The sequence below is a fragment of the Pseudomonas uvaldensis genome (genome assembly GCF_021271205.1).
GTDB lineage: Bacteria > Pseudomonadota > Gammaproteobacteria > Pseudomonadales > Pseudomonadaceae > Aquipseudomonas > Aquipseudomonas uvaldensis.
The window spans coordinates 1-24,173 of the sequence record NZ_JAIWKS010000020.1 but is presented as its reverse complement, the minus strand read 5'-3'; the positions used below and the strand labels follow the sequence as shown (position 1 = coordinate 24,173).

26 protein-coding genes and 1 pseudogene are annotated in these 24,173 nt (G+C 60.4%); 17 read left to right on the top strand and 10 right to left on the bottom strand.

What is annotated here, in order from left to right:
- Window positions 1–68: 68 nt before the first annotated feature.
- The gene (locus tag LCU97_RS26310; protein ID WP_003198672.1) at window positions 69–371 is read right to left on the bottom strand and encodes an ArsR/SmtB family transcription factor; all 303 of its coding nucleotides are present in this window, start codon (window positions 369–371) and stop codon (window positions 69–71) included.
- A gap of 152 nt (window positions 372–523) precedes the next feature.
- Here LCU97_RS26310 and LCU97_RS26305 point away from each other — a divergent pair, with 152 nt between their 5' ends.
- Window positions 524–1,108 carry an acyl carrier protein phosphodiesterase gene (locus LCU97_RS26305; protein ID WP_232778188.1) on the top strand — a complete coding sequence of 195 codons (585 nt, stop codon included), beginning with the start codon at window positions 524–526 and terminating at the stop codon, window positions 1,106–1,108.
- A gap of 119 nt (window positions 1,109–1,227) precedes the next feature.
- Here the strand turns inward: LCU97_RS26305 and LCU97_RS26300 are convergent, their stop codons facing one another.
- Together LCU97_RS26300 and olsB are read right to left on the bottom strand one after the other, a co-directional pair.
- A complete protein-coding gene (locus tag LCU97_RS26300; RefSeq protein WP_232778187.1) occupies window positions 1,228–2,019 on the bottom strand; it encodes a lysophospholipid acyltransferase family protein in 792 nt (263 codons plus the stop codon).
- Window positions 2,019–2,774, bottom strand: a complete 756-nt coding sequence (olsB, locus tag LCU97_RS26295; protein WP_232778186.1) for an L-ornithine N(alpha)-acyltransferase — start codon at window positions 2,772–2,774, stop codon at window positions 2,019–2,021. The genes LCU97_RS26300 and olsB overlap by 1 nt, the downstream gene beginning before the upstream one ends.
- Window positions 2,775–2,919: 145 nt before the next feature.
- On the opposite strand from olsB, the gene LCU97_RS26290 reads away from it, so the two are divergent.
- The 5 genes from LCU97_RS26290 to LCU97_RS26270 all read left to right on the top strand — a co-directional run bounded on the left by LCU97_RS26290 (window position 2,920) and on the right by LCU97_RS26270 (window position 7,188).
- Window positions 2,920–3,798 carry an acyl-CoA dehydrogenase middle domain-containing protein gene (locus LCU97_RS26290; RefSeq protein ID WP_053146362.1) on the top strand — a complete coding sequence of 293 codons (879 nt, stop codon included), beginning with the start codon at window positions 2,920–2,922 and terminating at the stop codon, window positions 3,796–3,798.
- Between the two features lie 83 nt (window positions 3,799–3,881).
- Window positions 3,882–4,976 carry a serine hydrolase domain-containing protein gene (locus LCU97_RS26285; RefSeq protein WP_232778185.1) on the top strand — a complete coding sequence of 365 codons (1,095 nt, stop codon included), beginning with the start codon at window positions 3,882–3,884 and terminating at the stop codon, window positions 4,974–4,976.
- Window positions 4,973–5,296 (top strand): hypothetical protein, encoded by a 324-nt coding sequence (locus LCU97_RS26280; RefSeq protein ID WP_053146368.1) that lies wholly within the window; start codon window positions 4,973–4,975, stop codon window positions 5,294–5,296. The genes LCU97_RS26285 and LCU97_RS26280 overlap by 4 nt, the downstream gene beginning before the upstream one ends.
- Window positions 5,297–5,438: 142 nt before the next feature.
- Entirely contained in the window at window positions 5,439–6,029 is a 591-nt protein-coding gene (locus LCU97_RS26275; protein WP_232778184.1) for a YceI family protein, read from the top strand.
- Window position 6,030: 1 nt separating this feature from the next.
- Window positions 6,031–7,188, top strand: a complete 1,158-nt coding sequence (locus tag LCU97_RS26270; protein WP_232778183.1) for a phospholipase D-like domain-containing protein — start codon at window positions 6,031–6,033, stop codon at window positions 7,186–7,188.
- A gap of 130 nt (window positions 7,189–7,318) precedes the next feature.
- On the opposite strand, the gene bglX is transcribed toward LCU97_RS26270, so the two are convergent.
- Complete coding sequence (gene bglX, locus LCU97_RS26265) at window positions 7,319–9,610, bottom strand: beta-glucosidase BglX (RefSeq protein ID WP_232778182.1); 2,292 nt, start codon at window positions 9,608–9,610, stop codon at window positions 7,319–7,321.
- Between the two features lie 250 nt (window positions 9,611–9,860).
- Here bglX and LCU97_RS26260 point away from each other — a divergent pair, with 250 nt between their 5' ends.
- The 6 genes from LCU97_RS26260 to LCU97_RS26235 all read left to right on the top strand — a co-directional run bounded on the left by LCU97_RS26260 (window position 9,861) and on the right by LCU97_RS26235 (window position 14,402).
- Window positions 9,861–10,469 (top strand): LemA family protein, encoded by a 609-nt coding sequence (locus LCU97_RS26260; protein WP_053146382.1) that lies wholly within the window; start codon window positions 9,861–9,863, stop codon window positions 10,467–10,469.
- Window positions 10,469–11,260, top strand: a complete 792-nt coding sequence (locus tag LCU97_RS26255; RefSeq protein ID WP_082339607.1) for a TPM domain-containing protein — start codon at window positions 10,469–10,471, stop codon at window positions 11,258–11,260. Before LCU97_RS26260 ends, LCU97_RS26255 begins: the two co-directional genes overlap by 1 nt.
- Before the next feature lie 28 nt (window positions 11,261–11,288).
- Entirely contained in the window at window positions 11,289–11,906 is a 618-nt protein-coding gene (locus LCU97_RS26250; protein ID WP_053146388.1) for a TPM domain-containing protein, read from the top strand.
- A 119-nt stretch (window positions 11,907–12,025) separates the two neighbouring features.
- Complete coding sequence (locus LCU97_RS26245) at window positions 12,026–13,243, top strand: class I SAM-dependent methyltransferase (protein WP_232778181.1); 1,218 nt, start codon at window positions 12,026–12,028, stop codon at window positions 13,241–13,243.
- 148 nt (window positions 13,244–13,391) lie between these two features.
- Window positions 13,392–13,973, top strand: a complete 582-nt coding sequence (locus LCU97_RS26240) for a DJ-1/PfpI family protein (protein WP_053146393.1) — start codon at window positions 13,392–13,394, stop codon at window positions 13,971–13,973.
- Window positions 13,974–14,057: 84 nt separating this feature from the next.
- Entirely contained in the window at window positions 14,058–14,402 is a 345-nt protein-coding gene (locus LCU97_RS26235) for a YegP family protein (RefSeq protein WP_053146396.1), read from the top strand.
- A gap of 28 nt (window positions 14,403–14,430) precedes the next feature.
- On the opposite strand, the gene LCU97_RS26230 is transcribed toward LCU97_RS26235, so the two are convergent.
- Window positions 14,431–15,450, bottom strand: coding sequence for a DUF4917 family protein (locus tag LCU97_RS26230; RefSeq protein ID WP_232778180.1), 1,020 nt, complete (start codon window positions 15,448–15,450; stop codon window positions 14,431–14,433).
- Window positions 15,451–15,602: 152 nt separating this feature from the next.
- Between LCU97_RS26230 and yiaY the strand changes: the two genes are divergently transcribed.
- On the top strand, window positions 15,603–16,751 hold the full coding sequence (gene yiaY, locus LCU97_RS26225; protein WP_232778179.1) for an L-threonine dehydrogenase: 1,149 nt from the start codon (window positions 15,603–15,605) through the stop codon (window positions 16,749–16,751).
- On the opposite strand, the gene LCU97_RS26220 is transcribed toward yiaY, so the two are convergent.
- Entirely contained in the window at window positions 16,748–17,911 is a 1,164-nt protein-coding gene (locus tag LCU97_RS26220) for an MFS transporter (RefSeq protein ID WP_232778178.1), read from the bottom strand. The genes yiaY and LCU97_RS26220 overlap by 4 nt on opposite strands.
- Before the next feature lie 12 nt (window positions 17,912–17,923).
- A complete protein-coding gene (locus LCU97_RS26215; protein ID WP_232778177.1) occupies window positions 17,924–19,159 on the bottom strand; it encodes an aminotransferase class I/II-fold pyridoxal phosphate-dependent enzyme in 1,236 nt (411 codons plus the stop codon).
- Between the two features lie 712 nt (window positions 19,160–19,871).
- Between LCU97_RS26215 and LCU97_RS26210 the strand changes: the two genes are divergently transcribed.
- Window positions 19,872–20,375: a DUF4142 domain-containing protein gene (locus tag LCU97_RS26210; protein ID WP_053146410.1), complete on the top strand. Its 504-nt coding sequence runs from the start codon at window positions 19,872–19,874 to the stop codon at window positions 20,373–20,375.
- Window positions 20,376–20,450: 75 nt separating this feature from the next.
- On the top strand, window positions 20,451–21,359 hold the full coding sequence (locus tag LCU97_RS26205; RefSeq protein ID WP_053146413.1) for an SDR family oxidoreductase: 909 nt from the start codon (window positions 20,451–20,453) through the stop codon (window positions 21,357–21,359).
- A 46-nt stretch (window positions 21,360–21,405) separates the two neighbouring features.
- Here the strand turns inward: LCU97_RS26205 and LCU97_RS26200 are convergent, their stop codons facing one another.
- Window positions 21,406–21,810 (bottom strand): low affinity iron permease family protein, encoded by a 405-nt coding sequence (locus LCU97_RS26200; RefSeq protein WP_053146416.1) that lies wholly within the window; start codon window positions 21,808–21,810, stop codon window positions 21,406–21,408.
- 174 nt (window positions 21,811–21,984) lie between these two features.
- On the opposite strand from LCU97_RS26200, the gene LCU97_RS26195 reads away from it, so the two are divergent.
- Window positions 21,985–22,131, top strand: coding sequence for a hypothetical protein (locus tag LCU97_RS26195; RefSeq protein WP_232778176.1), 147 nt, complete (start codon window positions 21,985–21,987; stop codon window positions 22,129–22,131).
- 146 nt (window positions 22,132–22,277) lie between these two features.
- On the opposite strand, the gene LCU97_RS26190 is transcribed toward LCU97_RS26195, so the two are convergent.
- Both LCU97_RS26190 and LCU97_RS26185 read right to left on the bottom strand, forming a co-directional pair.
- Entirely contained in the window at window positions 22,278–22,688 is a 411-nt protein-coding gene (locus LCU97_RS26190) for a type II toxin-antitoxin system HicB family antitoxin (RefSeq protein ID WP_053146419.1), read from the bottom strand.
- A 40-nt stretch (window positions 22,689–22,728) separates the two neighbouring features.
- Window positions 22,729–22,905 (bottom strand): annotated as a pseudogene (locus LCU97_RS26185) (type II toxin-antitoxin system HicA family toxin); the annotation flags it as partial.
- 815 nt (window positions 22,906–23,720) lie between these two features.
- On the opposite strand from LCU97_RS26185, the gene LCU97_RS26180 reads away from it, so the two are divergent.
- The coding region (locus LCU97_RS26180) for a calcium-binding protein (RefSeq protein ID WP_408636447.1) at window positions 23,721–24,173 on the top strand (453 nt) is incomplete at its 3' end.

Below are 24,173 nucleotides of genomic sequence, written 5' to 3'. Positions count from 1 at the left end.
GTCGCCGCCCAGGGGAACGGCAGCAGGCCCGGGATGAGAAGTGAGAGGGGCATGGCGGGGCCTTTGGGTCAGAGCTCTTGGCTCATTTGCTTGAGGAACTGCTGGATCACTTCCTCGTTGCGTTTGAAGAAGTGCCATTGACCGACCTTCTGGCTAGTAATCAGCCCCGCCCGTTGCAACACCGCCAGATGAGCCGACACGGTGGACTGCGACAGGCCGCAGCGTTGGTCGATCTGTCCGGCGCAGATGCCGAATTCATGGTTATGCAACTGTTCGGGGAACTGGACCTTGGGGTCTTTGAGCCAGTTGAGGATGTCTCGCCGTACTGGGTGTGCCAGGGCTTTTATTATTTCGTCGAGGTCGAGGGTCATGTGGGCAGCTCGTGGGTAAAACGCTATATCGCGATGAGGCGAACCATAAATCGTTACTTCGCGATATACCAATATGTATTTGATCTGAGCACCCAACGAATCGCTATATCGGGTTATAACGATACGAGGCTGGCAATGCTAAGCTGCCGCTCATGAACTATCTCGCGCACCTGCACCTCGGCGGCACCGGCCGGGAAGAACTGCTCGGCAGCCTCTACGGCGATTTCGTCAAGGGGCCGCTGCAAGGGTTGTATGACCCACGGATCGAAGCGGCGATTGCCTTGCATCGGCGCATCGACCTGTACACCGACCGCCACCCTCTGGTGGACATTGCCCTGTCGCGGTTTTCCACGGTACGGCGACGCTATGCGGGCATCGTGCTCGATGTTTTCTTCGATCATTGCCTGGCGCGGGATTGGGCGCTGTACGGCGAAGGGCTGCTACCGGACTTTACGTCCCGGGTGTACCGGGTACTCGCTGCCGAACCGCAACTGCCGGGGCGTCTGGCGCAAATAGCGCCTTATATGGCGGCGGATGACTGGCTGGGTTCTTATCAGGATTTCGACGTGCTCGGGCAGGTATTGCGGGGAGTCTCCCGGCGCTTGTCTCGCCCTGAAGAGCTGGCCGGGGCGATGGAGGAGTTGACCCGGCTCTATGAACCGTTGAGCGACGATTTCCAGCTGTTTTATCCACAGCTCCAGGATTTCGCCCGAACCCCTCCAACACTGCCGAACTGAAATTGTGGGAGCGGGCTTGCTCGCGAAAGCGATGGTTCAGCCAACATCAATGCTGAACTTAAAGCCGTCTTCGCGCGCAAGCCCGCTCCCACAGGGACTCCATCCCATGTATATCCGTGTCAAGCCGCGATGGCGGGGCGCATCGGAGCCTGTTGTTTTTCCGGGATCTCGCCAAACAACGCCCTATGCACCGCCTGCTGCGCCTGGAACGCCAGGGCCGCACGTTCCTGGCCCTGGCAGGCGATGGGTTGCAGCAGGTAGATGTGCACGTCACCCCGGTCGTTGGCGAACAGGCGCATCAGGTGCGACAGCAAGTCGTCATCACCAATGAACGGTGCCAGGGCATCCGGTTCGCCGTTGCGCAGGTAACGGATCGCCACAGGTTGCAATGCGACATCGGCGTCTATGGCTGCCGACAACAGGCGACCATGAAAGGTACGCAACGAGCGACCATCGGTGGTAGTGCCTTCCGGGAACATCAACAACGGGTGGGTCTGTTCCAGATGGCGGGTCATCTGCTTGCGGATCAACTGGCTGTCGCCCGAGCCGCGGCGGATGAACAGACTGCCGGCTTTTGCCGCCAGCCAGCCGGCCACGGGCCAGGTGCGCACTTCGGCTTTGGACAGGAACGACAGCGGGGTGAGCATGCCCAACAGCGGGATGTCGGTCCAGGACACATGATTGCTGACCCACAACATCGGCTGTTGCGGCAACTGCCCGTGGACAGTCACGGAAAAGGGCAGGGCATGGCTCAGCCGTGCCATGAAAAAGCGTGACCAGCGCTGACGGCGCGCCATGGAGTGGGCGAGCCCCAGGCGTTCGAACAGACCGAATACGCTGGCCATGGCCAGGCCCAGCGTGACCACCAGCAGCACCCGCGCGATGCGCACGTACACCCTGAGCCGGCTCATCAAACCGCCGCCTTGAAGTGGCGGGCGTAGCGTGGGCAGAGGTTATCGCGCTTGAGCAGGATAAACACGTCGGCGACCTGGAATTCCTCATCCCAGCACGGCTCGCCGCAAATCTTCGCGCCCAGGCGCATGTAGGCCTTGAGCAGCGGTGGCATCTCGGCAATCACGTTGGACGGTACGTCCAGGGTTGGCAGGGGTTTCTTCGGTACGGCCTGAAGGTATTCGTTGCACAAGTAACGCTCGCGCAGGCGCTGCATGATCGCCTGGGCCTGGACGCCGCCGTCCTGCATCGGAATGCTCGCGCAGCCCATCAGGTAGCTGTAGCCGCCCTCGTTCAGAACCTCGGCCAGTTCGCCCCACAACACGGCGATGGTGCCGCCGTTGCGGTAGGCCGGGTCGACACAGGTGCGGCCGATTTCAAGGATCGGCCCCTGGAGATGGACCAGGCCATGGAGGTTGAATTCCTCTTCGCTGTAGAAGCGGCCCAGGCTGCTGGCGGCCTGGTGGTCGAGCAAGCGAGTGGTCGCCACGAGGCGGCCGCTGTTCAGGTCGCGTACGCCGATGTGGGCGCAGTGAACATCGTAGTCATCCATGTCCAGACCCATTTCCGCGCCCTTGAGCCTGGCATTGAATTCGCCGCTGAAGACCCTGAAGCGCAGGGCCTGGGCTTCCTGCAATGCCTGTGTGCCAATCAGGCGTTCGGCTTGCAGACGGCGTTCATTGCCGGTGTCGCTGATGCGGGCGATCTGAGTCATAGCGAATCTCCGTGCGGGCTGTTCAGTTGCAGCCAGTCGACTTTCTTTATGCAGCCATGTTGTGCAAAGTCAGGCTAAGTAGCCCCGGTGTCATCGCCATGAAGCTTTGGTGATGCTTATATGACAGCCCTTCAGGAGCCCTCCCATGCCTTGGCACTCTCTGATCGAACGTGGCGAGCGAATGACTGCTCATCCGGACCTGGCCGAGGGGTACGCGGCGTTGCTGCAGCGTCTGGGGGCGGTCACCCCGTTCGAGCTGGCGGTCGCCGGCGGTCGGTTGATGGCCACACCGGGATTGGCCTTTCTGGTGGGTTACCAGGCAGCGTTGCGTGCACTCTGGCCCAGTGCGCCTCATAGCCTCGGCGCCTTGTGTGCCACTGAACAGCGCAGCCTGCGGCCGGCGGACATGCAGACCCGTCTGAGCGACCTGCGCCTGAGCGGACGCAAGGATTTCGTCACCGCCGGGAATGCCGCCGAATGGCTGCTGATCGCCGCTCGCTGCGAAGTACCCGATGAAAGACCGCGACTGAGTCTGGCGGTGGTCTATGCCGGCGAGCCCGGCGTGACCCTGGAAAAATTACCGTCCATGGCCTTGATGCCGGACATCGGCCACGGCCGGGTCGTACTCGACAGCGCGCCCTGTGAGTTGCTTGCGGGGGACGGTTGGGATGCCTACGTCAAACCGTTCCGCACTCTGGAAGACCTGTATGTGCTCAGCGCCATGGTCGCCTGGCTGTATGGTGTGGGGCAGGACTGTGAGTGGCCCCAGGGGTTGCAGTTGCGCCTGCTGGGGTTGCTGGCGGGGTGTGCGGAAGTGAGCCGCCATAACCCGTCGACGGCCGCCGGGCATGTGCTGCTGGGTGGGCTGTTCGCGCAATTCAAGGGACTGGATGATGAACTCAACGGCGCGCTGGCCGCCGGGCCCGATTCATGGCGCGAGATGTGGATGCGGGATAAGGCGGTGATGGACATGGCGGCGGGCGCACGGGCCAAGCGGTTGGCCAGGGCTTTGGGTAGCACCTGACTCCCACAGAAAAACATCCCGATTTCCAAACTGTCATAAAGTCGGATTAGGCTCCCAGGGTTCACTCCTGCGAGCCCCAACGCATGTCCAAAGGCTGGTTGCTGATCCCGCTCCTGCTGCTCAACCTGAACGTCCACGCCGAAGACTGGCCCGGCGAGCAATGGCCGACCGGCCCGGTTCCCACCGGCCCAGCCATCGAAGCCCTGGAGCAATACGCCTTTCCTCCTCGGAACGACACCACTCGCGAAGGTATTCGCACCGACGCATTGCTGGTCCTCCAGAATGGCCGACTCGTCTACGAACGTTATGCCGGTCCCACCCGCGCCGACACTCCGCACCTGACCTGGTCCATCAGTAAAAGCCTGCTGGCGACCGTATTCGGTGTGGCCTATGGGGAAAAGCGGTTCGGCCTGAAAGACCCAGCCGCCAAGTACTACCCGGCACTGGGCAAGCACCCGGACGTGACCCTCGCCGACCTTTTCCACTGGGCCTCAGGCCTGGACTGGCAGGAAGACTACGAATACGCGCCACTCAACTCTTCCGTGGTCGCGATGCTCTATACCCGCGGTCGTCGCGACATGGCGGTGTTTACCGCGCAACACGACAGCTACAGCCCAGCGGGCCAGGTGTTTCGTTATTCCAGCGGCGACAGCAACCTGTTGGCGGCCGCGCTGAAAAATATTGTCGGTCCGGCACGCTATCCCGATTACCCATGGACGGCGTTGTTCGAACCGTTGGGCATTCGTCACGCCACTTGGGAAACCGATGCCAGCGGCACCTTCGTCGGCTCTTCCTATGCTTACCTCACTGCTCGGGATCTGGCGCGGATCGGGTTGCTGATGCTGCGTGACGGTCGTTGGGGCGAGCGGCAACTGATTCCCCAGGAGTGGATCGCGTTCAATCGCGAGCCCTTCGCCCGTTTCCAGGCCGGTCAGGACGAAGCCGTGCCGGGCGGGCATTGGTGGCTTAACCGCGCCGCCGACCCGACCATCCGCCCCTGGCCCGATGCGCCATCGGATACCTACGCCGCGTTGGGGCACTGGGGTCAGGCGCTGTACATCGTTCCCAGTACCGGTTTAGTCATTGTGCGTTACGGCGACGACCGCGACGGCCGCTATCGACATAACGAGCTGCTCAAGCGAGCCATGGCGGCGTTTGCCGGGGCGGTGCAGCCGTGAAGCGCAAGGTTTTTGTCGTTTTGACGCTGGCGCTGCTCGGGGCGTTGCTCGTCTGGGTCTGGCGCGAACGGGTGGCGCTAGGCGCCTTTCCCGACATCATCAGTGCCTACACCGCCAAGGAATACTGCTCGTGCCGCTACGTGATGCAGCAACCCGCCGACTATTGCCGGGGCTATGTGAAGCAGTCGGTGCCTATTAGCGATTTTCTCGAAACCCCCGAAGCCAAGCGCATCACCGTCGCCGGGTTGGGCCGCAGCAACAGCGCACGGTGGATGGGAGAACGGCAGGGGTGCCAGCTGGAACCTTCTATGGAAGAGTAACTTGTGGGAGCAAGTTGCCCCCCAGGTTGCTCTTACAGATTGTTTCCACAGGTTGATCCCACGGAAGGTTCCCACAAGACAGTTTGCAAGCGCCCTCGGCCCGGTTAAGGTTCGCCACAGGTTTATTTGCCCCCGAGTGTGTATGTCCAAGCGGTTTCTTTCCCTCGCTGTCGCAACCTTGCTGCTGGCCGGCGCCGCGCTGCCGGCCCGGGCCGATTGGTACCTGGACGGCGAGTCGTCGCGGCTGTCGTTCATCAGCAGCAAGAACGGCAATGTGTCAGAAGTCCAGCGTTTCCTCGTGCTGCACGGTCAGGTCCAGCCCAAGGGCACGGCCCGGCTGGAAGTGGAGCTGGAGTCGATCAACAGCGGTATCCCCTTGCGGGACGAGCGCATGCGCGCCGAACTGTTCGATATCAAGCAATTTCCCGAAGCCACGGTCACCGCACAGATTGATCTTTTGCCAATCCAGGACTTGGCCAACGGCGCGCAATTGGAGCTGCGTCTACCGCTGACGGTGGAACTGCACGGCAAACAGCACGAATACAACGTCGAATTGCTGGCGACACGCCTGGACGAACGACGCTTCCAAGTGGTGACCCTGGAGCCGGTGGTGCTCAATGCTGCGGATTTCGACCTGGTACCGGGGCTCGAGACGTTGCGCAAAATGGCCGGGCTTTCGGCCATCAGCCTGTCGGTGCCGGTGAGCGCGGTGCTGATTTTCACGGCGCGCTGACATGAGCGGCCCGGTATTTCCCTGGCGTGAAGGCAACAAGTTCGAGCTGCTGGTCGACGGCCCGCAATTCTTCCCGCGCATGCTCGTCGAAATCGCCCGGGCCCGGGAGCAAGTCGAACTGGAGCTGTACCTGGTGGAGGCTGGAGCCTGCGCCGAGGCGATGGTCCAGGCGCTCGTTCAGGCGGCCGAACGTGGCGTGCGAGTGCGTTGTTTGTTCGATGACTATGGCAGCCTGGCGTTTACCCTGGGCTTGCGTAACCGGTTGATCGACGCCGGTGTGGAACTGCGTTTCTATAACCGCCTGAGCTGGCGCCGTTGGGTGCGCAATTTCTACCGCGACCACCGCAAGCTCCTGTTGGTGGACCAGCGCCTGGCGGTGGTCGGCGGCACCGGCGTGACCGATGAATTCTGGAACCCCCTCGACAACCGCAGCGAGTGGCACGAGGTCATGGTGGAAATTGTCGGGCCGTTGGTGCTGGACTGGCAGTTGCTGTTCGATCGCCAGTGGAACGCCAACCGTCATCGTCGCGCCTGGAAGCCGGCGTCCAACTTCGGGCTGCCGCGCTTGCCCCGCGTGCCACCGGTGGGGGAGGGCACGGGCCGGGTGGCATATGCCGACGCCCGCCAGCATCGCGATATCCTGCAATCGCTGTCCCGGGCGCTGAACAGCGGGCAGAAGCGAATCTGGATGGCGACGCCCTATTTCCTGCCAACCTGGAACGTGCGCCGTTCCTTGCGCAAGGCCGCGGCCCGGGGCATCGACGTACGCTTGCTGCTCACCGGGCCGCGCACCGATCACCCGTCAGTGCGTTATGCCGGGCACCGTTATTACCCACGCCTGCTCAGGGCCGGGGTGAAAATCTTCGAATACCAGCCATGTTTCCTGCATTTGAAAATGGTGCTGGTGGATGACTGGGTCAGTATCGGTTCCTGCAATTTTGATCACTGGAACCTGCGTTTCAATCTGGAAGCCAACCTGGAAGCCCTCGACCCGGCGCTCAGCGCAGCGGTGGCGGCGAGTTTCGAACAGGACTTTGCCCAAAGCCAGCAAGTCAGCCTCGACGCCTGGCGGCGCCGGCCGCTGTGGAAGCGGATCAAGCAGCGGTTGTGGGGGTTGGTGGATCGGCTGGTGGTGAATCTGCTGGATCGGCGCGGCTGACGACGCACCGCGAATCCAATGTGGGAGCGGGCTTGCTCGCGAAGGCGGCGTATCAGTCAACCGTTCAGTGGCCTGACGCACCGTTTTCGCGAGCAAGCCCGCTCCCACAGGAAGTGACGTTGCTTGTGGATCAGAGCAACTCAAAGCTCTGCTGCTTCACATCCTGGGAATCCAGGCCGATCTGTACGTTGAACTTGCCCGGTTCCGCGGCGTACTTGAGCTGGGCGTTGTAGAACTTCAGGTCGTCTTCCGTGATGGTGAAGTGAATGACCTTCTTCTCGCCAGCCTTGAGCATCACCTTCTGGAAGTTCTTCAGTTCCTTGACCGGGCGGATGATCGAGCCGGTCACGTCCTGGATGTACAGCTGAACCACGGTTTCGCCATCGCGCTTACCGGTGTTCTCCACGGTCACGCTGGCGTCGAGCTTGCCGCTCTTGTTCAGCGTGGTGGACGACAGGGCCATGTCCGACAGCTCGAACTCGGTGTAGCTCAGGCCATAGCCGAACGGGTACAGCGGGCCGGTGGTGTCATCGAAGTATTGCGAGGTGTAGTTACCCGGCTTGCCCGGTGTGAACGGACGGCCAATGCTCAGGTGGTTGTAGTAGGTCGGAATCTGCCCCACCGAGCGTGGGAAGGTAATCGGCAGCTTGCCCGACGGGTTGTAGTCGCCGAACAGCACGTCGGCGATGGCGTTGCCGCCTTCGGTGCCGCTGAACCAGGTTTCCAGGATCGCATCGGCCTGCTGCTTCTCTTCCAGCAGCGACAGCGGACGGCCGTTCATCAGCACCAGCACCAGGGGCTTGCCGGTAGCCTTCAGCGCCTTGATCAGCTCGCGCTGGCTGGCGGGGATGCTCAGTTCGGTCCGGCTCGACGATTCATGGGACATGCCACGGGACTCGCCCACCGCAGCCACCACCACATCGGCATTCCTGGCGGCTTTCACCGCTTCGTCGATCAATACCTGGGCCGGGCGCGGATCATCCACCACTTCCGGGGCGTCGAAGTTGAGGAAGTTCAGGTAGTCGAGGACCTTCTTGTCGCCAGTGATGTTGGCGCCACGGGCATAGATCAACTTCGACTCACCGCCCAAGGCACGGGCCATGCCGTCGAACACCGTGACCGACTGCGCCGGCCGGCCGGCGGCGGCCCAACTGCCCATCATGTCGATGGGGGCCTTGGCCAGCGGGCCGACCAGGGCGATCCGGGCGCTTTTCTTCAACGGCAGGGTCTGGTTGCGGTTCTCCAGCAGGACCAGGCTGCGACGTGCCACGTCACGGGCATCGGCGCGGTGCAGGCGACTTTCGGCGTAGGTGTCGGCCGGATCGTCTTCGGCCTTGCCGATACGCAGGTACGGGTCCTTGAACAGGCCCATGTCGTATTTGGCGACGAGCACTTCGCGCACGGCATTGTCGATATCGCTCTGCTCGATCTCGCCGGACTTGAGCAGCCCCGGCAGTTCCTTGCCATAGAGCGAGTCGTTCATGCTCATGTCGATGCCGGCCTTGATCGCCAGCTTCGCCGCTTCGCGACCGTCCCGGGCGACGCCGTGCTTGATCAGCTCGAAGATGGCGCCGTGGTCGCTGACCGCCAGGCCTTTGAAACCCCATTCCTTGCGCAACAGATCGTGCATTAGCCAGGTATTGGCCGTGGCCGGCACACCGTTGATGGAGTTCAAGGCAACCATCACCCCACCCGCACCGGCGTCGATGGCGGCGCGGTAGGGTGGCAGGTAATCCTGGTACATTTTCACCGGGCTCATGTCCACGGTGTTGTAGTCCCGGCCCCCCTCCACCGCGCCGTAGAGGGCGAAGTGCTTGACGCTGGCCATGATGCTGTCGGCCGCGTTGGCGCCGGCGCCCTGGAACGCCTTGACCATCACCCCTGCAATGCGCGACACCAGGTAGGTGTCTTCGCCGAAGCCTTCGGAGGTACGGCCCCAGCGCGGGTCGCGGGAAATGTCCACCATGGGCGCGAAGGTGATGTCCAGGCTGTCGGCGGCCGCTTCCTTGGCGGCAACGCGCCCGGAGCGGTAGATGGCGTCCATGTCCCAGCTCGAAGCCAGGGCCAGGGGAATCGGGAAAATGGTGCGGTGGCCGTGGATCACGTCGTAGGCGAAGAACATCGGGATCTTCAGCCGGCTGCGCATGGCCGCGTCCTGCATCGGACGGTTTTCATCGCGAGTGATGGAGTTGAACGTGCCGCCGATGTTCCCGGCGGCGATTTCCTTGCGGATCAGTTCCCGGGGCATTTCCGGGCCGATGCTGATCAGGCGCAATTGGCCGATCTTTTCCTCGAGGGTCATCTGCTTCATCAGATTGCTGATGAAGGCGTCCTTGTTTTCTATGGGGGCTGGCAGGTTGTCGGCTAATACGGATTGACTGGCCAGACTGACAAACAGGCCCAGCAAACACAGCTTCTTCATGAATAATTTTCTCGCAAGCCTAAAGGGCGATGGTCAAAACGCGCCGGTCAGCCAAATTGTGAGGAACGGCTATTGTTGTTCGGTCAAATGCAGCACACTTTCGAGCCCTGGGGGCTGAACTAAGTTTCGCACCGCGCATCTTTTAGCCCATCGATCCGATTCGATCCAGTGCGGCGGCCGATTATGCCCCAGACTCCGGCCAGATAGGTGGCCGTGTTTTCCAATAGATGGCAAGGGAGAGCTTCATCCGATGAATCCAAGACTCAATTACCGCAGCGGCCTGCAGATGCTGGCCTTGATGCTGTTCACCACATTGCTGGCCGGTTGCGGGATCAATAACATCCCGACCCTGGACGAACAGGCCAAGGCGGCCTGGGGCCAGGTACAGAACCAGTACCAGCGCCGTGCCGACCTGATCCCCAATCTGGTGGAAACCGTCAAGGGGTATGCCCAGCATGAGCAGGACACCCTGACCGCCGTGATCGAGGCGCGGGCCAAGGCAACCTCGATCCAGGTCGATGCCAGCACCCTGGACAACCCGGAGAAACTCAAGCAGTTCCAACTGGCCCAGGATCAGTTGACCGGTGCGTTGAGCCGCTTGATGGTGGTCTCGGAGCGATACCCGGACCTCAAGGCAAACCAGAACTTCCTGGCCCTGCAATCGCAACTCGAAGGCACCGAGAACCGTATCGCCGTGGCGCGTCGTGATTTCATCCTGGCGGTGCAGAAGTACAACACCGAGATCCGCACCTTCCCGGGCCGCCTGTGGCACAGCGTGATGTACAGCGACCTGCCGATTCGCGAGACGTTTGAGGCCACCAGTCCCAACGCTGAAAAAGCCCCGGAAGTGAAGTTCTGATGAGGCCGTTACCACAGGCACTGCTCACTGCATTTGCCTGCAACTTGAGGCTTGTCGCTCGTAGCTGCACCTGCTTGCTGTTGTTCTGCCTGTTCGCAGTCACGGCCCAGGCCGAACTGAAGTTTCCGACGCTCACAGGGAGGGTGGTGGATACCGCCCAACTGCTGGAACCGTCGGTGCGCCAGCAACTGGACGCGCAGCTCAAGGCCCATGAACAGGCCACCGGTGAACAGGTGGTCGTGGTCACGCTGGCGAACCTGCAAGGCGCCAGCATTGAAGACTTCGGCTACCAACTGGGTCGCCATTGGGGCATCGGGCAGAAGGACAAGAACAACGGCGCGCTACTGATCGTGGCCCGGGATGACCGTAAACTGCGGATCGAAGTAGGCTACGGGCTGGAAGACCGCCTGACCGACGCCCAGAGTTCGGTGATCATCAACCAAGTGATCACGCCAGCCTTCAAGACCGGTAACTTCAACAAAGGCATCAGCGACGGCGTGGCTGCAATGCTGGTAGTGCTGGGAGGCAGTCCGCTGGATGAGCCGGCTGCGGCATACAGTGGGAATGAACAGGAGGAGGGCGATTTCGTCCAGCGTCATCCCTGGCTGTTCGTGTTGCTGGTGATGCTGTTCATCATCACCATCATGGTGGGCCAGATGTTGGGTATCCTGCCTGCCGGAAGCGGTGGATCAAGCGGTTCCAGCGGGGGCGGTGGTTTTGGCGGCGGGGGCGGCGGCTTCAGTGGCGGCGGAGGCAGTTTCGGGGGCGGCGGTTCGTCGGGCAGCTGGTGACAATAATAATGAGCAGGCACTTTTAACCATGGGATTACTGACTGAACACGAACAACGCAAGGTCGCCGAGGCCATTGCCCGGGTCGAGCGCGATACCGACGCCGAACTGGTCACGGTTCTCGCCGCACGGGCCGACGACTACGCCTACATCCCACTGCTGTGGGCCAGCCTGCTGGCCTTGGTGGTGCCTGGTGTGCTGCATTACGTCTCGGGCTGGTTGACCTTGCACAGCCTGCTGCTGGTGCAATGGGCCAGTTTCATCGTGCTGTGCCTGGTGTTTCGTATTCCGAAGGTCACCACGCACCTGATTCCCCGGTCGGTCCGCCACTGGCGCGCCTCCAACCTGGCTCGCCGGCAGTTTCTCGAACAGAACCTGCACCACACCGTGGGCAGCACGGGCATGCTGATCTTTGTATGCGAGGCCGAGCGGTATGTGGAGATCCTGGTGGACGAGGGCATTTCCAAACGCCTCGACAATAGCAATTGGGACGCCATCGTCAAGGCGTTCACCGAGCAGGTGCGCCAGGGGCAGACGTTGCAGGGCTTTGTAACGTGCATCGAAGCCTGTGGCAAATTGCTCCGGGAACATGTCCCGGTAACCCACGAACGTAATGAGCTGCCGAACCGGTTGGTGGTGCTGGGCTAGAAAATCTCTGCAGGAGCAAGGCAAAATCTCAGGGCACAGGAAATTCCTCGTGCCCTGACATCCCATCCCCCCTAAAATACCCGCCATTCCCGATCCGCCCGCCCCGAGGCCGCTTTTCCATGTCTGTCACCGCAACGCCCGCCCGTCCCGCGCCGGATCACCACGCCCAGTTCATCGCGTTGCTGCAAGCCAGCCTGGAGCAGAACGCCTTCATCAAGTTGGTGCTGGCCAGGTACGTCGGTGACGAAGCGGACCTTCAACGGCTGATCATCAAGCAACTGACGGTCAAGGATCAGCCTTGCCTGTCCTTCGTCTATCGCTACAAAACCCGCGATATCACCAAGAATTTCCCGCTGGACGAAGGTGTGGCGACCGTCGCCGGGCTATTGCCGACATCGTTCAGGAACGCGCATCTGTTGTCGGTCACCGACGAGGCGCAACTGGAATACAGCAAAAAGGGCAAGCCTTCGCTGTTCAAGAGCAAGCCCCAGCAGTTGCGGGAAGTGCCCTCGGTGGAACACAACCGCGAGAAAAACCGCTTCCTCGACCTGAGCCGGCCGTTTCTGGCCGACCTGGGAGTGACCAACCACAAGCATGAGCTGATTCCAGCGATGTCGCGCAAATGGAAGCAGATCAACAAGTTCATCGAAGTTTTCAGCCACGCGCTGACATCCTCGCCGCTGGCCCTGGACAAGCCGGTGCGGGTGTCGGACTTCGGCTCGGGCAAGGGCTACCTGACGTTCGCCATCCATGATTACCTGCGCAATACCTTGCGGGCCGAAGGCGTGGTGACCGGTGTCGAGCTGCGCGAGGACATGGTCAGGCTGTGTAACGAGGCTGCCGCACGACTCGAACATCCGGGCCTGAGCTTCCAGCACGGCGACGTACGCAGTGTGGCGCCGGGCGAAGTGGATGTGATGATCGCCCTGCACGCTTGCGACATTGCCACCGACTATGCGATCCACATGGGCATTCGCTCGGGCGCTTCGATCATCATGTGCTCGCCGTGCTGCCACAAGCAGATTCGCTTGCAGATCCAGAGTCCGGCGTTGCTCAAGCCCATGCTGCAATACGGCCTGCACTTGGGCCAGCAGGCCGAAATGGTCACCGACAGCCTGCGGGCACTGTTCCTGGAAGCCTGTGGTTACGACACCAAGGTGTTCGAGTTCATCTCCCTGGAACATACCAACAAGAACAAGATGATCCTGGCGGTCAAGCGCGCCGAGCCGATCGAACCGAGCGAGTTGCTGGCGAAAATTCAGGAATTGAAGGCCTTCTACCACATCAGCGAACACTGCCTGGAAACGCTGTTGCGGGCTGACGGGTACCTCGCCTGACCCCAACAGCCCCATCGCTCCCACAGGGAGGCATCGCGTTCATTGGCGTGCAACCCGTCAGGTAGTGACGGGTTATCGCTCATCTACCGACACACCGGACTACCTTTAATGCGTTCACCCCTCACGCATTTCAAAAGGAGCCCACCCTATGGCTGCAAAGAAAATCCTCATGCTGGTCGGCGATTTCGTCGAAGACTATGAAGTGATGGTGCCGTTCCAGGCCCTGCAGATGGTCGGCCACACCGTGCACGCGGTATGTCCGGAAAAAAACGCGGGCCAGACCGTACGCACGGCCATCCACGACTTCGAAGGCGACCAGACCTACAGTGAGAAACCGGGTCATCTTTTTGCCTTGAATCATGATTTTGCCGGTGTCGAGGCCTCCGACTACGACGCGCTGCTGATCCCAGGCGGGCGTGCGCCGGAATACCTGCGCCTGAATGAAAAAGTCCTGCAACTGGTGCGTGATTTCGACTTGGCCGGCAAGCCGATTGCCGCGGTGTGCCACGGTGCGCAATTGCTGGCGGCGGCGGGGATTCTGGAGGGGCGCGAGTGCAGCGCATATCCGGCATGTGCCCCGGAAGTTCGTCTGGCGGGCGGGACCTATATCGACATTCCAGTCACCGAAGGCCATGTGCAAGGTAACCTGGCGACCGCACCGGCCTGGCCGGCCCATCCCAATTGGCTGGCGGGATTCCTGACTCTGCTGGGCACGGCCATCACACTGTAGAAGCCTTGCAACCCGTCTGGCGGAACAAGCGTGGCGGGTCTTTACTGTTTGGGCGGCCCATCGACCGCCCAAAGGGGAGCAATCATGTCTGGATGGTACGAAGTCAGTAAGAACAGCCATGGCCAGTTTCGGTTCGTGCTCAAGGCTGCCAACGCCGAAACGATTTTGACCAGCGAGCTGTACGCCACTCGCAGCGGCGTCGACGCAGGTATCGCCTCGGTCCGGAAAAACAGCCCGCTGAGCGAACGCTATGAGCTCAAGAGCACCAAGGATGGCCATCCATATTTCAACCTCAAGGCCGCCAACCACGAGGTGATCGGCAGCAGCGAAGCCTATTCATCGGACGCGGCCCGAGACAAGGGCATTGCCAGCGTCAAGGCCAACGGGCCGACCACGATCATCAAGGACAAGACGCTGGCAGCGTTGTAACCCCACAGCCCTGTTCCGACAGGTAAAGCTATACCTCCACCGGCACCGACAGCTTCGGATCCCCTAGCGGATGGCTCTTGGCGTCGAAGAACCGCAATTCGATCTCCGACCCCTGGAACAGTTTGGCGTAGTGCCGCTTCTGGTGCTGGATGAACGCCTGGCTGCGGGGATAGATCGAAATCGCCAGGGTTCCGGGGTTCGCCTGGCGCAGGGCCTGGACGATGTGCCGGTCCTGCTCGCCCAAGGCATGGCCGAACAGGCACAGGTTATCGCCGTGGTGCAGCAACTGGTCATAGCAGAACGACAGGTAGTCGGAGCTGCGGATGGTCTTGAGCTTGTCCTCGGTCGGGCCTTCATTCACGAACAATGGGACGTCGTCGAGGGTCTTGAGGGTGTTGTTGATGGCGAAATTGCCCAGCAGCGTGCCTTCGGTGGAGGTGAGCTTGCGGGCCGTGCCATCCTGGTTGCGCACCAGGTGCAGGCCGCCGTGCAGGTACAGCAGGCGCGGTTGGTCCGTGGCCACCAGGCTCAAGTCAAAACTGTGGTCGGCGCCGCGGAACAGGTCGGTCACCGTGTCGGGCGCGTGCTGGATCGCCCAATAATTGAGCAGGTCGTAGTTGGTGGTGAACACCGTGCGGTAGCGCCCCAGTTCCTGGTTGAGCTTTGCCAGGGTCGATGGTTGCACCAGGCGCCAGGGAATGTGGACAGCATGCACGGTGTTGATCAGGGCTTCCTTGATTGCGTAGTAGCGATTGCGCGGCGCGGCAGAACTGACCGCCAGAGCCTTGTTGATCCGGCTGGTGGTTTTCAACGCGCCGAGCACCTGCTCGAAACTACGGGTCTGCATCGCGTCGAACACGCTCAGCTCCGAGGGGCTCAAGGGCTTTTCTTCGACGGTGCGGGCATTTTCAAACAGCGAGTCGTAGCCGAAATCATCCCATACGGCGCGGCTGGCACCATTGCCCACCAACAGGCCGCTGAGGGCGGTGTCGGCGCGCAAGGCCGCCCAATCTTCGAGCCGGGCGTCAAATTCCTGGAAGTCGGTCATCGCAAAGTCATCTCAAAAGAACGTGGCAAAGGCAGGACGCGACTTTATCACGACGGACTCTTGAGCCAGATCAAGGAACGCCGTGACTGTACGGTCAATCCTGTAGCTCCCGCCGATCCGGCTAACCCGGCCTTCAACAGGAGCGTGTTCCGATGAGCAGCACTTTCTTCATTCCAGCGGTAAATATCATGGGGCTGGGTTGCCTCGACGAGGCTATGGTCGCGATCCGCAATTACGGCTTTCGCAGGGCGCTGATCGTCACCGATGCCGGACTGGCCAAGGCCGGCATCGCCGACAAAGTGGCTGGGCTATTGGCTATCCAGGATGTCGACTCGGTGATTTTCGACGGCGCCAAACCCAACCCGAGCATTGCCAACGTCGAGCATGGGTTGGGGCTGCTGAAGGAAAGCCAGTGTGATTTCGTTGTCTCGCTCGGCGGCGGTTCGCCCCACGACTGCGCCAAGGGCATCGCCTTGTGTGCCACCAACGGCGGTCAGATCCGTGACTACGAAGGCGTCGACCGGTCGATCAAGCCGCAATTGCCGCTGATTGCCATCAACACCACCGCAGGCACCGCCAGCGAGATGACCCGCTTTTGCATCATCACCGACGAAGCACGTCATGTGAAAATGGCGATTGTCGACCGTAACGTGACGCCACTGATGTCGGTCAATGATCCTGCGTTGATGGTGGCGATGCCCAAGGGGTTGACCGCGGCCACGGGTATGGACGCGCTGACCCACGCGGTCGAGGCTTATGTCTCCACCGCCGCCAACCCGATCACCGATGCCTGCGCCTTGAAAGCCGTCACCCTGATCAGCAACAACCTGCGCCTGGCCGTGCGTGATGGCCATGATCTGGCGGCGCGGGAAAACATGGCCTACGCGCAGTTTCTTGCAGGGATGGCCTTCAACAACGCTTCGCTGGGTTTCGTGCATGCCATGGCCCACCAACTGGGGGGCTTCTATGATCTGCCCCACGGTGTGTGCAACGCAGTCCTGTTGCCTCACGTACAGAGTTTCAACGCCTCGGTGTGCGCCGATCGCCTGGCTGATGTGGGGCGTGCGATGGGCGTTGACTCGCTTGGCAGCAGTGCGGAAGAGGGAGCCCAGGCCGCCATCGCGGCGATCCGGAATCTGGCTCTGGACGTGGATATTCCCGCCGGCCTGCGCGAGTTGGGTGTGCGTCTGAACGACGTACCGGTGCTGGCCGCCAACGCACTGAAGGACGCCTGTGGCTTGACCAACCCGCGGGCAGCGGATCAGCGGCAGATCGAAGAGATCTTCCGCTCGGCGTTCTAAAGGGTCCGAGGCGGCAGGCTGCGCATGCACAGCAGCGCCGCCATCGCCAGAAACGTGCACAAGGTCGCCAGCGGCCAGGCTTGTTGACTCAACAACAGACTGGCCATGGCGCCGATCACCGATGCCATCAACTGATGCAGAAAACCACTCAACGCCATGGCATAGGCGCCCGGTACTGGGGAACCATCATTGGCCAGGGACAGGCTGATGGGGTAATTCAGTGACTGGCCCAATACAGCAAAGCAGTACGGTAGCCAGAAGAGCAACGCAACGCTGCTCAGGGTGAGGCTGCTCGCCAGCATGGTCGCGCTGCCGCCCAACACCAAGGCAATGCCCCAGCCCATCAGTCGTCGCTGGCCAATGCGCAGTACGCAGGCATTGACCACCAGTGCACCCAACAGATAGGCCGCGCTGATGGGCCAGCCCAGCAGGCCGTACTCGATTGCCGACCAGTGAAAGCTGTCACGCAGGATCAACGGCGCGGCGGTATTGAAGGCAATGATCACACCGTAACCCAGCCCACCCGCCAGGGCCGGCAGGAAAAAGCCACGGTGTTTCAAAATCTGTCCATACGCCCGCCATGCCGATTGATCGTTATGCGCTTGCGCCAATATCGGGAACACGGCCCGGGATACGGCGGCCGCCATCGCCAGGCTGACCACCCCCAGCCCGTAGAAGATTGCCTCCCAGCCGAAAGCGGCCTGGATCAGCGAGCCCAGGTATTGCCCGATACCGAGGGCAATCACAAAGGCAATCGAGATCCAGGACAAGGCCTTGGCCAGCAGGTCGCCGCTGAAACTGTCACGGATCAAAACCCGCGCCATCACCGAAATGCCGCTGGCACCGATGCCCTGGATCAACCTGAATGCCAGGAACGCTTCCGCTGTAGTGCCCAGGGGCAAGGCCAGGTTGCCCAGGCCGTACAACCCCAATGCCGCCAGTAAGATCGGCTTGCGACCCAGCGTCTGGCTGAGGCCGCCCCATGCCAGCATGGGCAGCGCCATGCCGATCAGGTACACCGACAACCCCCAGGAGACCCGGGAGGCATCGGCCCCAAGGTCTTTGGCAATGTCAGGCAAGGCCGGCAAGTAGATGCTCATGCCCAGTTGGGCCAGGAACACGGTGGTACACGTGACGATCAGAGTTGTACGGTTGTTCATCGAGCGCTCGTTTCAGGGGCGTATCTCACGCCCGTGGGCTTGTAGCAGCCCGGTAATCAGTTCACAGAACGAGCGGATCACGTTCGGTTCCATGTCGGCACGCAGGGTAATGCGGATTGCGGCCTTGTTTTGTGGCACCACGGGGAAAAAGACCGCCGAGGTAAAATACCCCCGCTCGGCCAGTTCCACGGCCAGCCGGTTGGCCAGCGTCGCTTCCCCACAAGGCACCAGACGAATCGCCATGGGATTGCCGTGCTGTTCGGTACGGATGAGGCTGTCGAAAAAGCGGATATTAGCCTGCAATCGTTCCTGCAAGGAGCCCAATTCTCGACTGCGATGCAGGCGGATCGAGGCCATGCCGGCGCCAATCGCCGCTGCGTTCAGGCTTTGGGACCAATTGCTCGGCCCGCCGTAGCGTTGTACCAGCACTTTGTGCCGTTCGCTGCCGAACATCGCCAGCCCCCCGCTAGCCCCGAATGATTTGGCAAGGGAGGCGACGATCAAGGTACGTTCGTCCACCGCAGGCAGGCGCGGACGGACCAGGCCCGCACCGCAGGCACCCACGGTAGACAGTGCGTGGGAATCGTCCAGATACAGAAACAGGCCATAACGCTGCTTGAGGTACAGCAGACTGTCCAGGTCCGCCACGCCACCCATGCTGTACGCACCGTCGGTGACATATGCCACGTTGCGCTGGCGTTTGCACAGGTCCTCGATGAAATCCATGTCGTTGTGCGGGCAGGTGATGACCTGGGTTTCATCGGCACAGGCGGTCTTGAAGTGATTCATCGAGTAATGGGCGTGCTTGTCGAACACCATGACGGGGGGCCGGTCGTCGGTGAGTGCGCCGCTGGCCAGCAGTGGCAGGATCCCGGCACTTGCCGCGCTGCACGACAAGGCACTCAGGCAACTGGCGCCAAACAACTCGGACAGTTGAGTTTCGTATTGGGCCAGGATTGCCAGTTTGCAGCGATTCTTCGAATTGGCGACCCGCAGGGTGCCGGTCTCCCATAAGGCGGTCATGGCGCCGTCGAGCAGCGCGGGGTGGTAGTCCAGACCCAGGTAGGACGTTGTGCAGAAATGATGGAAGGTGCGTCCATACTGGTCGACCAGGACGTTGGGGGTCTTGACCTCGACATTGAGCCCCGAGATTTTGCCGACTTCGGCGCTCTGCCAGTCCTGATCGGCCAGGGAGATGACCTTGCGATAGTTGGTGAAGCGATGGGGCGGTTGCGCGATCTGGTTCATAGTGCGATTACATTCCTTGGTTGAAGGTGCTGTCCGTGGGGTGTTTCACTCTGTGTGTGTTTCCGGACTTTACAGATCAACGTGCGGGGCTTTGAATCGGCTGTTTCCGGCGTCTTTGAGAGCTGCCGGAGAGTTCTGTGTAGGACCTTGCCTAGGAACGTGGGTGGGTAATCCCTTTGAAGGGTCGGAGCTTGGAGAGGCCCAGTCATTGCTCCCGGGCTCGCTGAGTTTCGCTTGAAGAAGGGTGTGCCGGATGGCACATGGCAATCATTTTCCCTGACGGTTCGAGCGGCGGCGCTATCCTTTTCCTGTGATGGACGTGCATCGAATATCCAATACGTTCCCGGCTGCATTTGTTGCTGTGATCTGACGCCACCGTTCGTCGTGGCGTGCGCCGTTTCTTAAAACCTTTGCTCCCTCGGTCCTTTCGAATGTCAGGCGGGCCCTGCTCGCCAATGTCCATGAATCTGGAGGGCCAGAACATGCATGGTTCAAGAAGCAAATACGCGGGAAACATCGCTCACGATCGAACGAAGGTGTCCGAATCGGGTCGCAAAAGTGGGAGAACCACCACCTTGAGTGTCGACAAACACCCGGTGAAAGTCGAAATCGGCCGCAGACCGGGTATGACATCTCGCTGATTGTCACCGGTGGTTCTGATTCAAAGGCAGGCAAAACCTGCCGGAACCTTTATGACGAGGAGGGCGCGACCATGAGCCGGACGGCCACCTTTTTACGCACCAGCAGCCTTGTCGTGTTGATGGGCCTGGGTGCCAACAGTGCCTGGGCCCAATCGCCGACCGAATTCATCAATGATGCTTCCGCCAAAGGCATGGCCGATATCGAGGCCAGCCGCATGGCCCACGGGAAAGCCGAGTCCAGGGAGGTCAAGGATTACACCATCATGGTGATCAACGACCGTACTACCGCCAATCAACATCTGGCCAAGATTGCGAAGAAGCTCGATCTGCCCGTCGAGCCCAGGGAGGAAGTGGCAGAGAAGGCCAAGGCCCTGATTCCGCAAGTACAGGAAGGCGAGTCGTTCGAAGCGGCTTATGCCGCCAGTCAGGTCAAGGCCACCGAGGAAGCCATCGCGCAGATCCAGCAAGAAGCCCAGACCACGCAAGTACCGGAAATCAAGGCATTCGCCGATGAAACGCTGCCTAAATTGCAGACCCATCTCGAGATGGCCAGGGCGTTGCAGGCCAGCCGCTGATCTTGCGCACGTTTTTCATTGAAGGCCGGGACGCGCACGTCCCGGTTCATCTTGCCCGCTGAAAGGAGACGCTCGATGTCCACACGCCGAGAACCCAATCAATACAAGATGCAGAACCCGCTGACCCAATACCCCAAGCCTCCGTTTCCCGACCAGCCGCAGTCACCGCCCGGCATCGATCAGGAGATGGTGCCCAAGCCCGATCACGGTGAAAAAAGTTACCAAGGCTTCGGCCGCCTGGAAGGGCGCAAGGCCCTGGTCACCGGTGGTGATTCCGGGATCGGCCGTGCCGCGGCGATTGCATTTGCCCGTGAAGGCGCCGATGTGGCGATTAACTACTTGCCCAGCGAAGAACGCGATGCGCGGCAAGTCGTCGAGCTGATCGAGGCCGAAGGCCGCAGGGCGGTCGCGATTCCCGGCGATCTCAAGGACGAAGCGTTTTGCGTCCAGTTGATCAAGAGCGCCCATGAGCAACTGGGCGGCCTGGATATCCTGACGAACGTCGCTGGCAAACAGGAAGCGCAGAAAGACATCGCCGACATCACGACCGCGCAGTTCGACGACACCATGAAGACGAACATCTATGCAATGTTCTGGCTCTGCAAAGCGGCGATACCCCTGATGCCGGCGGGGGCGACGATCATCAACACAGCGTCCATCCAGTCTTACGATCCCTCTGCGACGTTGTTGGACTACGCCACCACCAAAGCGGCCATCGTGGCGTTCACCAAGGCACTGGCGGGCCAGGTCATCAGCAAGGGCATCCGGGTCAACGCCGTGGCCCCTGGTCCGATCTGGACCGTATTGCAGCCCAGTGGCGGACAACCCCAGGAAAAAATTCCTACCTTCGGCTCCCAGGTGCCGATGAAGCGGCCCGGCCAACCAGCCGAATGCGCACCGCTCTACGTGCTGCTGGCATCCCAGGAGTCGAGCTACATCACCGGGGAAGTGTTTGGCGTGACGGGGGGAAATCCGCTGCCCTGACGCACAACCGGGAAGCGCGAGTGGCGCTGCGCCACCGCGCATCTCCTTAACATTGGTTCAGGTCTATCTTGTTTTTTTTGTCCAGGCCTTCGAGCGATTTGGCTTCGTCCTGGCCCATGGCCTGGTAGTGCTTTCGCAGCGCCTCCAATTGCTTGAGGTCCAGCGCTTCGAGTCCGAGCATCGCGTTTTGCGCTTCCTTGGTGGCGCGCAGCAGTTCGTCGACCTTCAAGTGGAGAATATCCGTGTCGCGGTTCTGCGTGTTCTGGATCAGAAACACCATCAAAAACGTGATGATCGTCGTCGAGGTGTTGATGATCAGTTGCCACGTATCGTTGAACTTGAAAAAAGGCCCGCTGCAAGCCCAGAGGGCCAACAACACGAGAGCCCCCAGAAAAGTCTTCGGGCTCCCTGCCCAGAGGGACAGTTTTTGAGCGATTTTTGCAAAGGTCATTGCTGTGTTCCTCATGGATGCACCTGTGTGGTGTGACAGCAACGCAACGGCGAAAATTCTACTTACATTTTCCTGGTGTTTTACCGCCAACGTTCATCAGCCCGGTCTGAAGACCGGCGCAACCATTTGCCGCAATCAGGGGTCACTGCTTAAAGCCATCCGTTGGAGCACGCCATGAACCTCACCCGAACCCTTTGCCTCGCCTGTTGCCTGTTTGTCTTGCAGGGCTGCTTCGACAAATCGGACAACGAAACCAAGGACAACACCGACGGCACCAAGTCTTCGGTGCAGATGCAGGAGTCCGATGGGCAGAAGAAATAGGCCCCAAACACACAAAAAAAACTGTGGGAGCGGGCTTGCTCGCGATGGCTTAGTGTCAGGCGACGTCAATGTCTGCTGACCCGACGTCATCGCGAGCAGGTTCGCTCCCACAAGGGCACCCATTGGTCACGTTATGTCCGTTTGTATCACCGCCCCTGCTGTAACACCTTGAGCGCGGCCGACGCCAGGAACCCGGAACGGCTTTTCTCCTCGGGATGATGCAACACATATTCATCGATACGATTGAGCAGGTAGCCGGGCAGGGTGATATTGAGTTTCTGCGCCTTGCCCAGGTATTTGGTCACATCGATATCCACCAGCGCCCAGGTGCAACCGGCATATTGTGGGTTGGCCGCGTGCAGGGTGACTTTGCTGGCTGGCGGAATCGGCGAACCGTCTTCGGCCAGGATCTCGAAATGCCCTTCGATGGCCTCGCGGGCCATCGCCATGGCATCGTCCAGGTCATCGCCAGCGGAAAAACAGCCGGGAATATCCGGCACTTCAACACCCCAGGCGTGTTGTTCATCACCCATGGAAATCGCAATCGGGTACAGCATATTCATTGTCCTCCGCGGACGCTGGGCAACGGGCGGTCTGGAGCAGGGCCTGTTGCAGGATACTGATGGCCGTTTTCTTGAGCAGGTCCTTCTTGGGATGAGGAACCGTGACCAGTCCCGGTTTGGTGGGGTGTTTGAAAGGATGGTGGCTGCCCCGAACCCGTACCAGGTACCAACCGTCCGCGACGAGCTGGCCTATCAAAAATCGGCTATTCACAACACCTCCTTGTGGTGTGCTTGGTGGGTACTATACCTACTGAAAATTAATGATCAACACTATAACCACCGGGACGAAGGGTATCGGCAGGTGAATGCGGTGCGATGAAGTCTAGAAGCCGCGGCGTACAGGGGGAGTCGAGGAGGGATGGGTTTATTTCGGAATGTATGAAGGCGAGCGGATCGGTTAACGAGACCAAGGACAACGCCGATGGCGGCATGTCTTCCGTGCAGATTCCTGTGGGTAAGCTCAGGCCTCGCAACGTCTCGCAATAGCCTTCAGCATGCGACGGCGAGTGAGGCCGCTAACGGGGCGAATCAGGTACCAATATGGAGTAAAAGTGCGCAGAGCGCTGACGTCGAGCCAATGCACTCGCATCTGTGTAGTGCCTTGTCACGCCAGGTCGCACTAACCGGCATATGACGTCAGCAGCACGCTACGTTCCTTTGACATCATACCTCTTGTGTAAAGAGATATTATCGTGCTATCACGCACGGACGCTCGATGCCCAATTAACATTCCGACAGGGGAGAAGAGCCAAGGATGGAAGCTCAGCATGGATTGGCTGCACCAACACGCAATTAATCACATACAAAATCAAATACATCCCGATTTCTTCAAATCGGGCAGTTTTTTGTCGTGTCTGAAAAAATTAATAAATGACCCTTTGGATACCCATTTTCAAGCGAAATTTCCGCTCAAGCTTCACTGGCCACAGCTGTAAGAAGTTGCGGAGTTTCTTGCTTCAATTTTGTAATCCAACACTGATTTTATAAGACCTCCTCCACCATCCTTAGAGCACTAGGAAGAAGAAAATGGCAGTTATTAATGGAACAGCCGGTGCAGACGCACTCATTGGCACCGCAGGGGATGATGAGATCTACGCCCTGGGCGGCAACGATGTGATCAAGGGCACTGCCGGCGCGGATAAGATTGATGGTGGAGCGGGTACCGATACAGTTGATTATTCGGCGTCTACCGAAGGTATCAGTATAGATTTGCGCCAGGGAACTGGGCTTGTTGGTCAAGGTGGCGACGCCGAGGGGGATATTCTCACTGGGGTCGAAACTGTCATAGGCTCTGCCTTCAACGACGTGCTCTCCGCAGGCCCGTATACCACGGCCACGGGAATACGACTGGAAGGTGGTGCAGGCGACGATATCTACAACATCAATATGGGGCAGACCCCCACCATCATCGAACAGGCCGGCGGCGGTAACGATGAAGTCCGTGTGTCGGTGATCAATGCCAGCGGCACCATCCTGGCA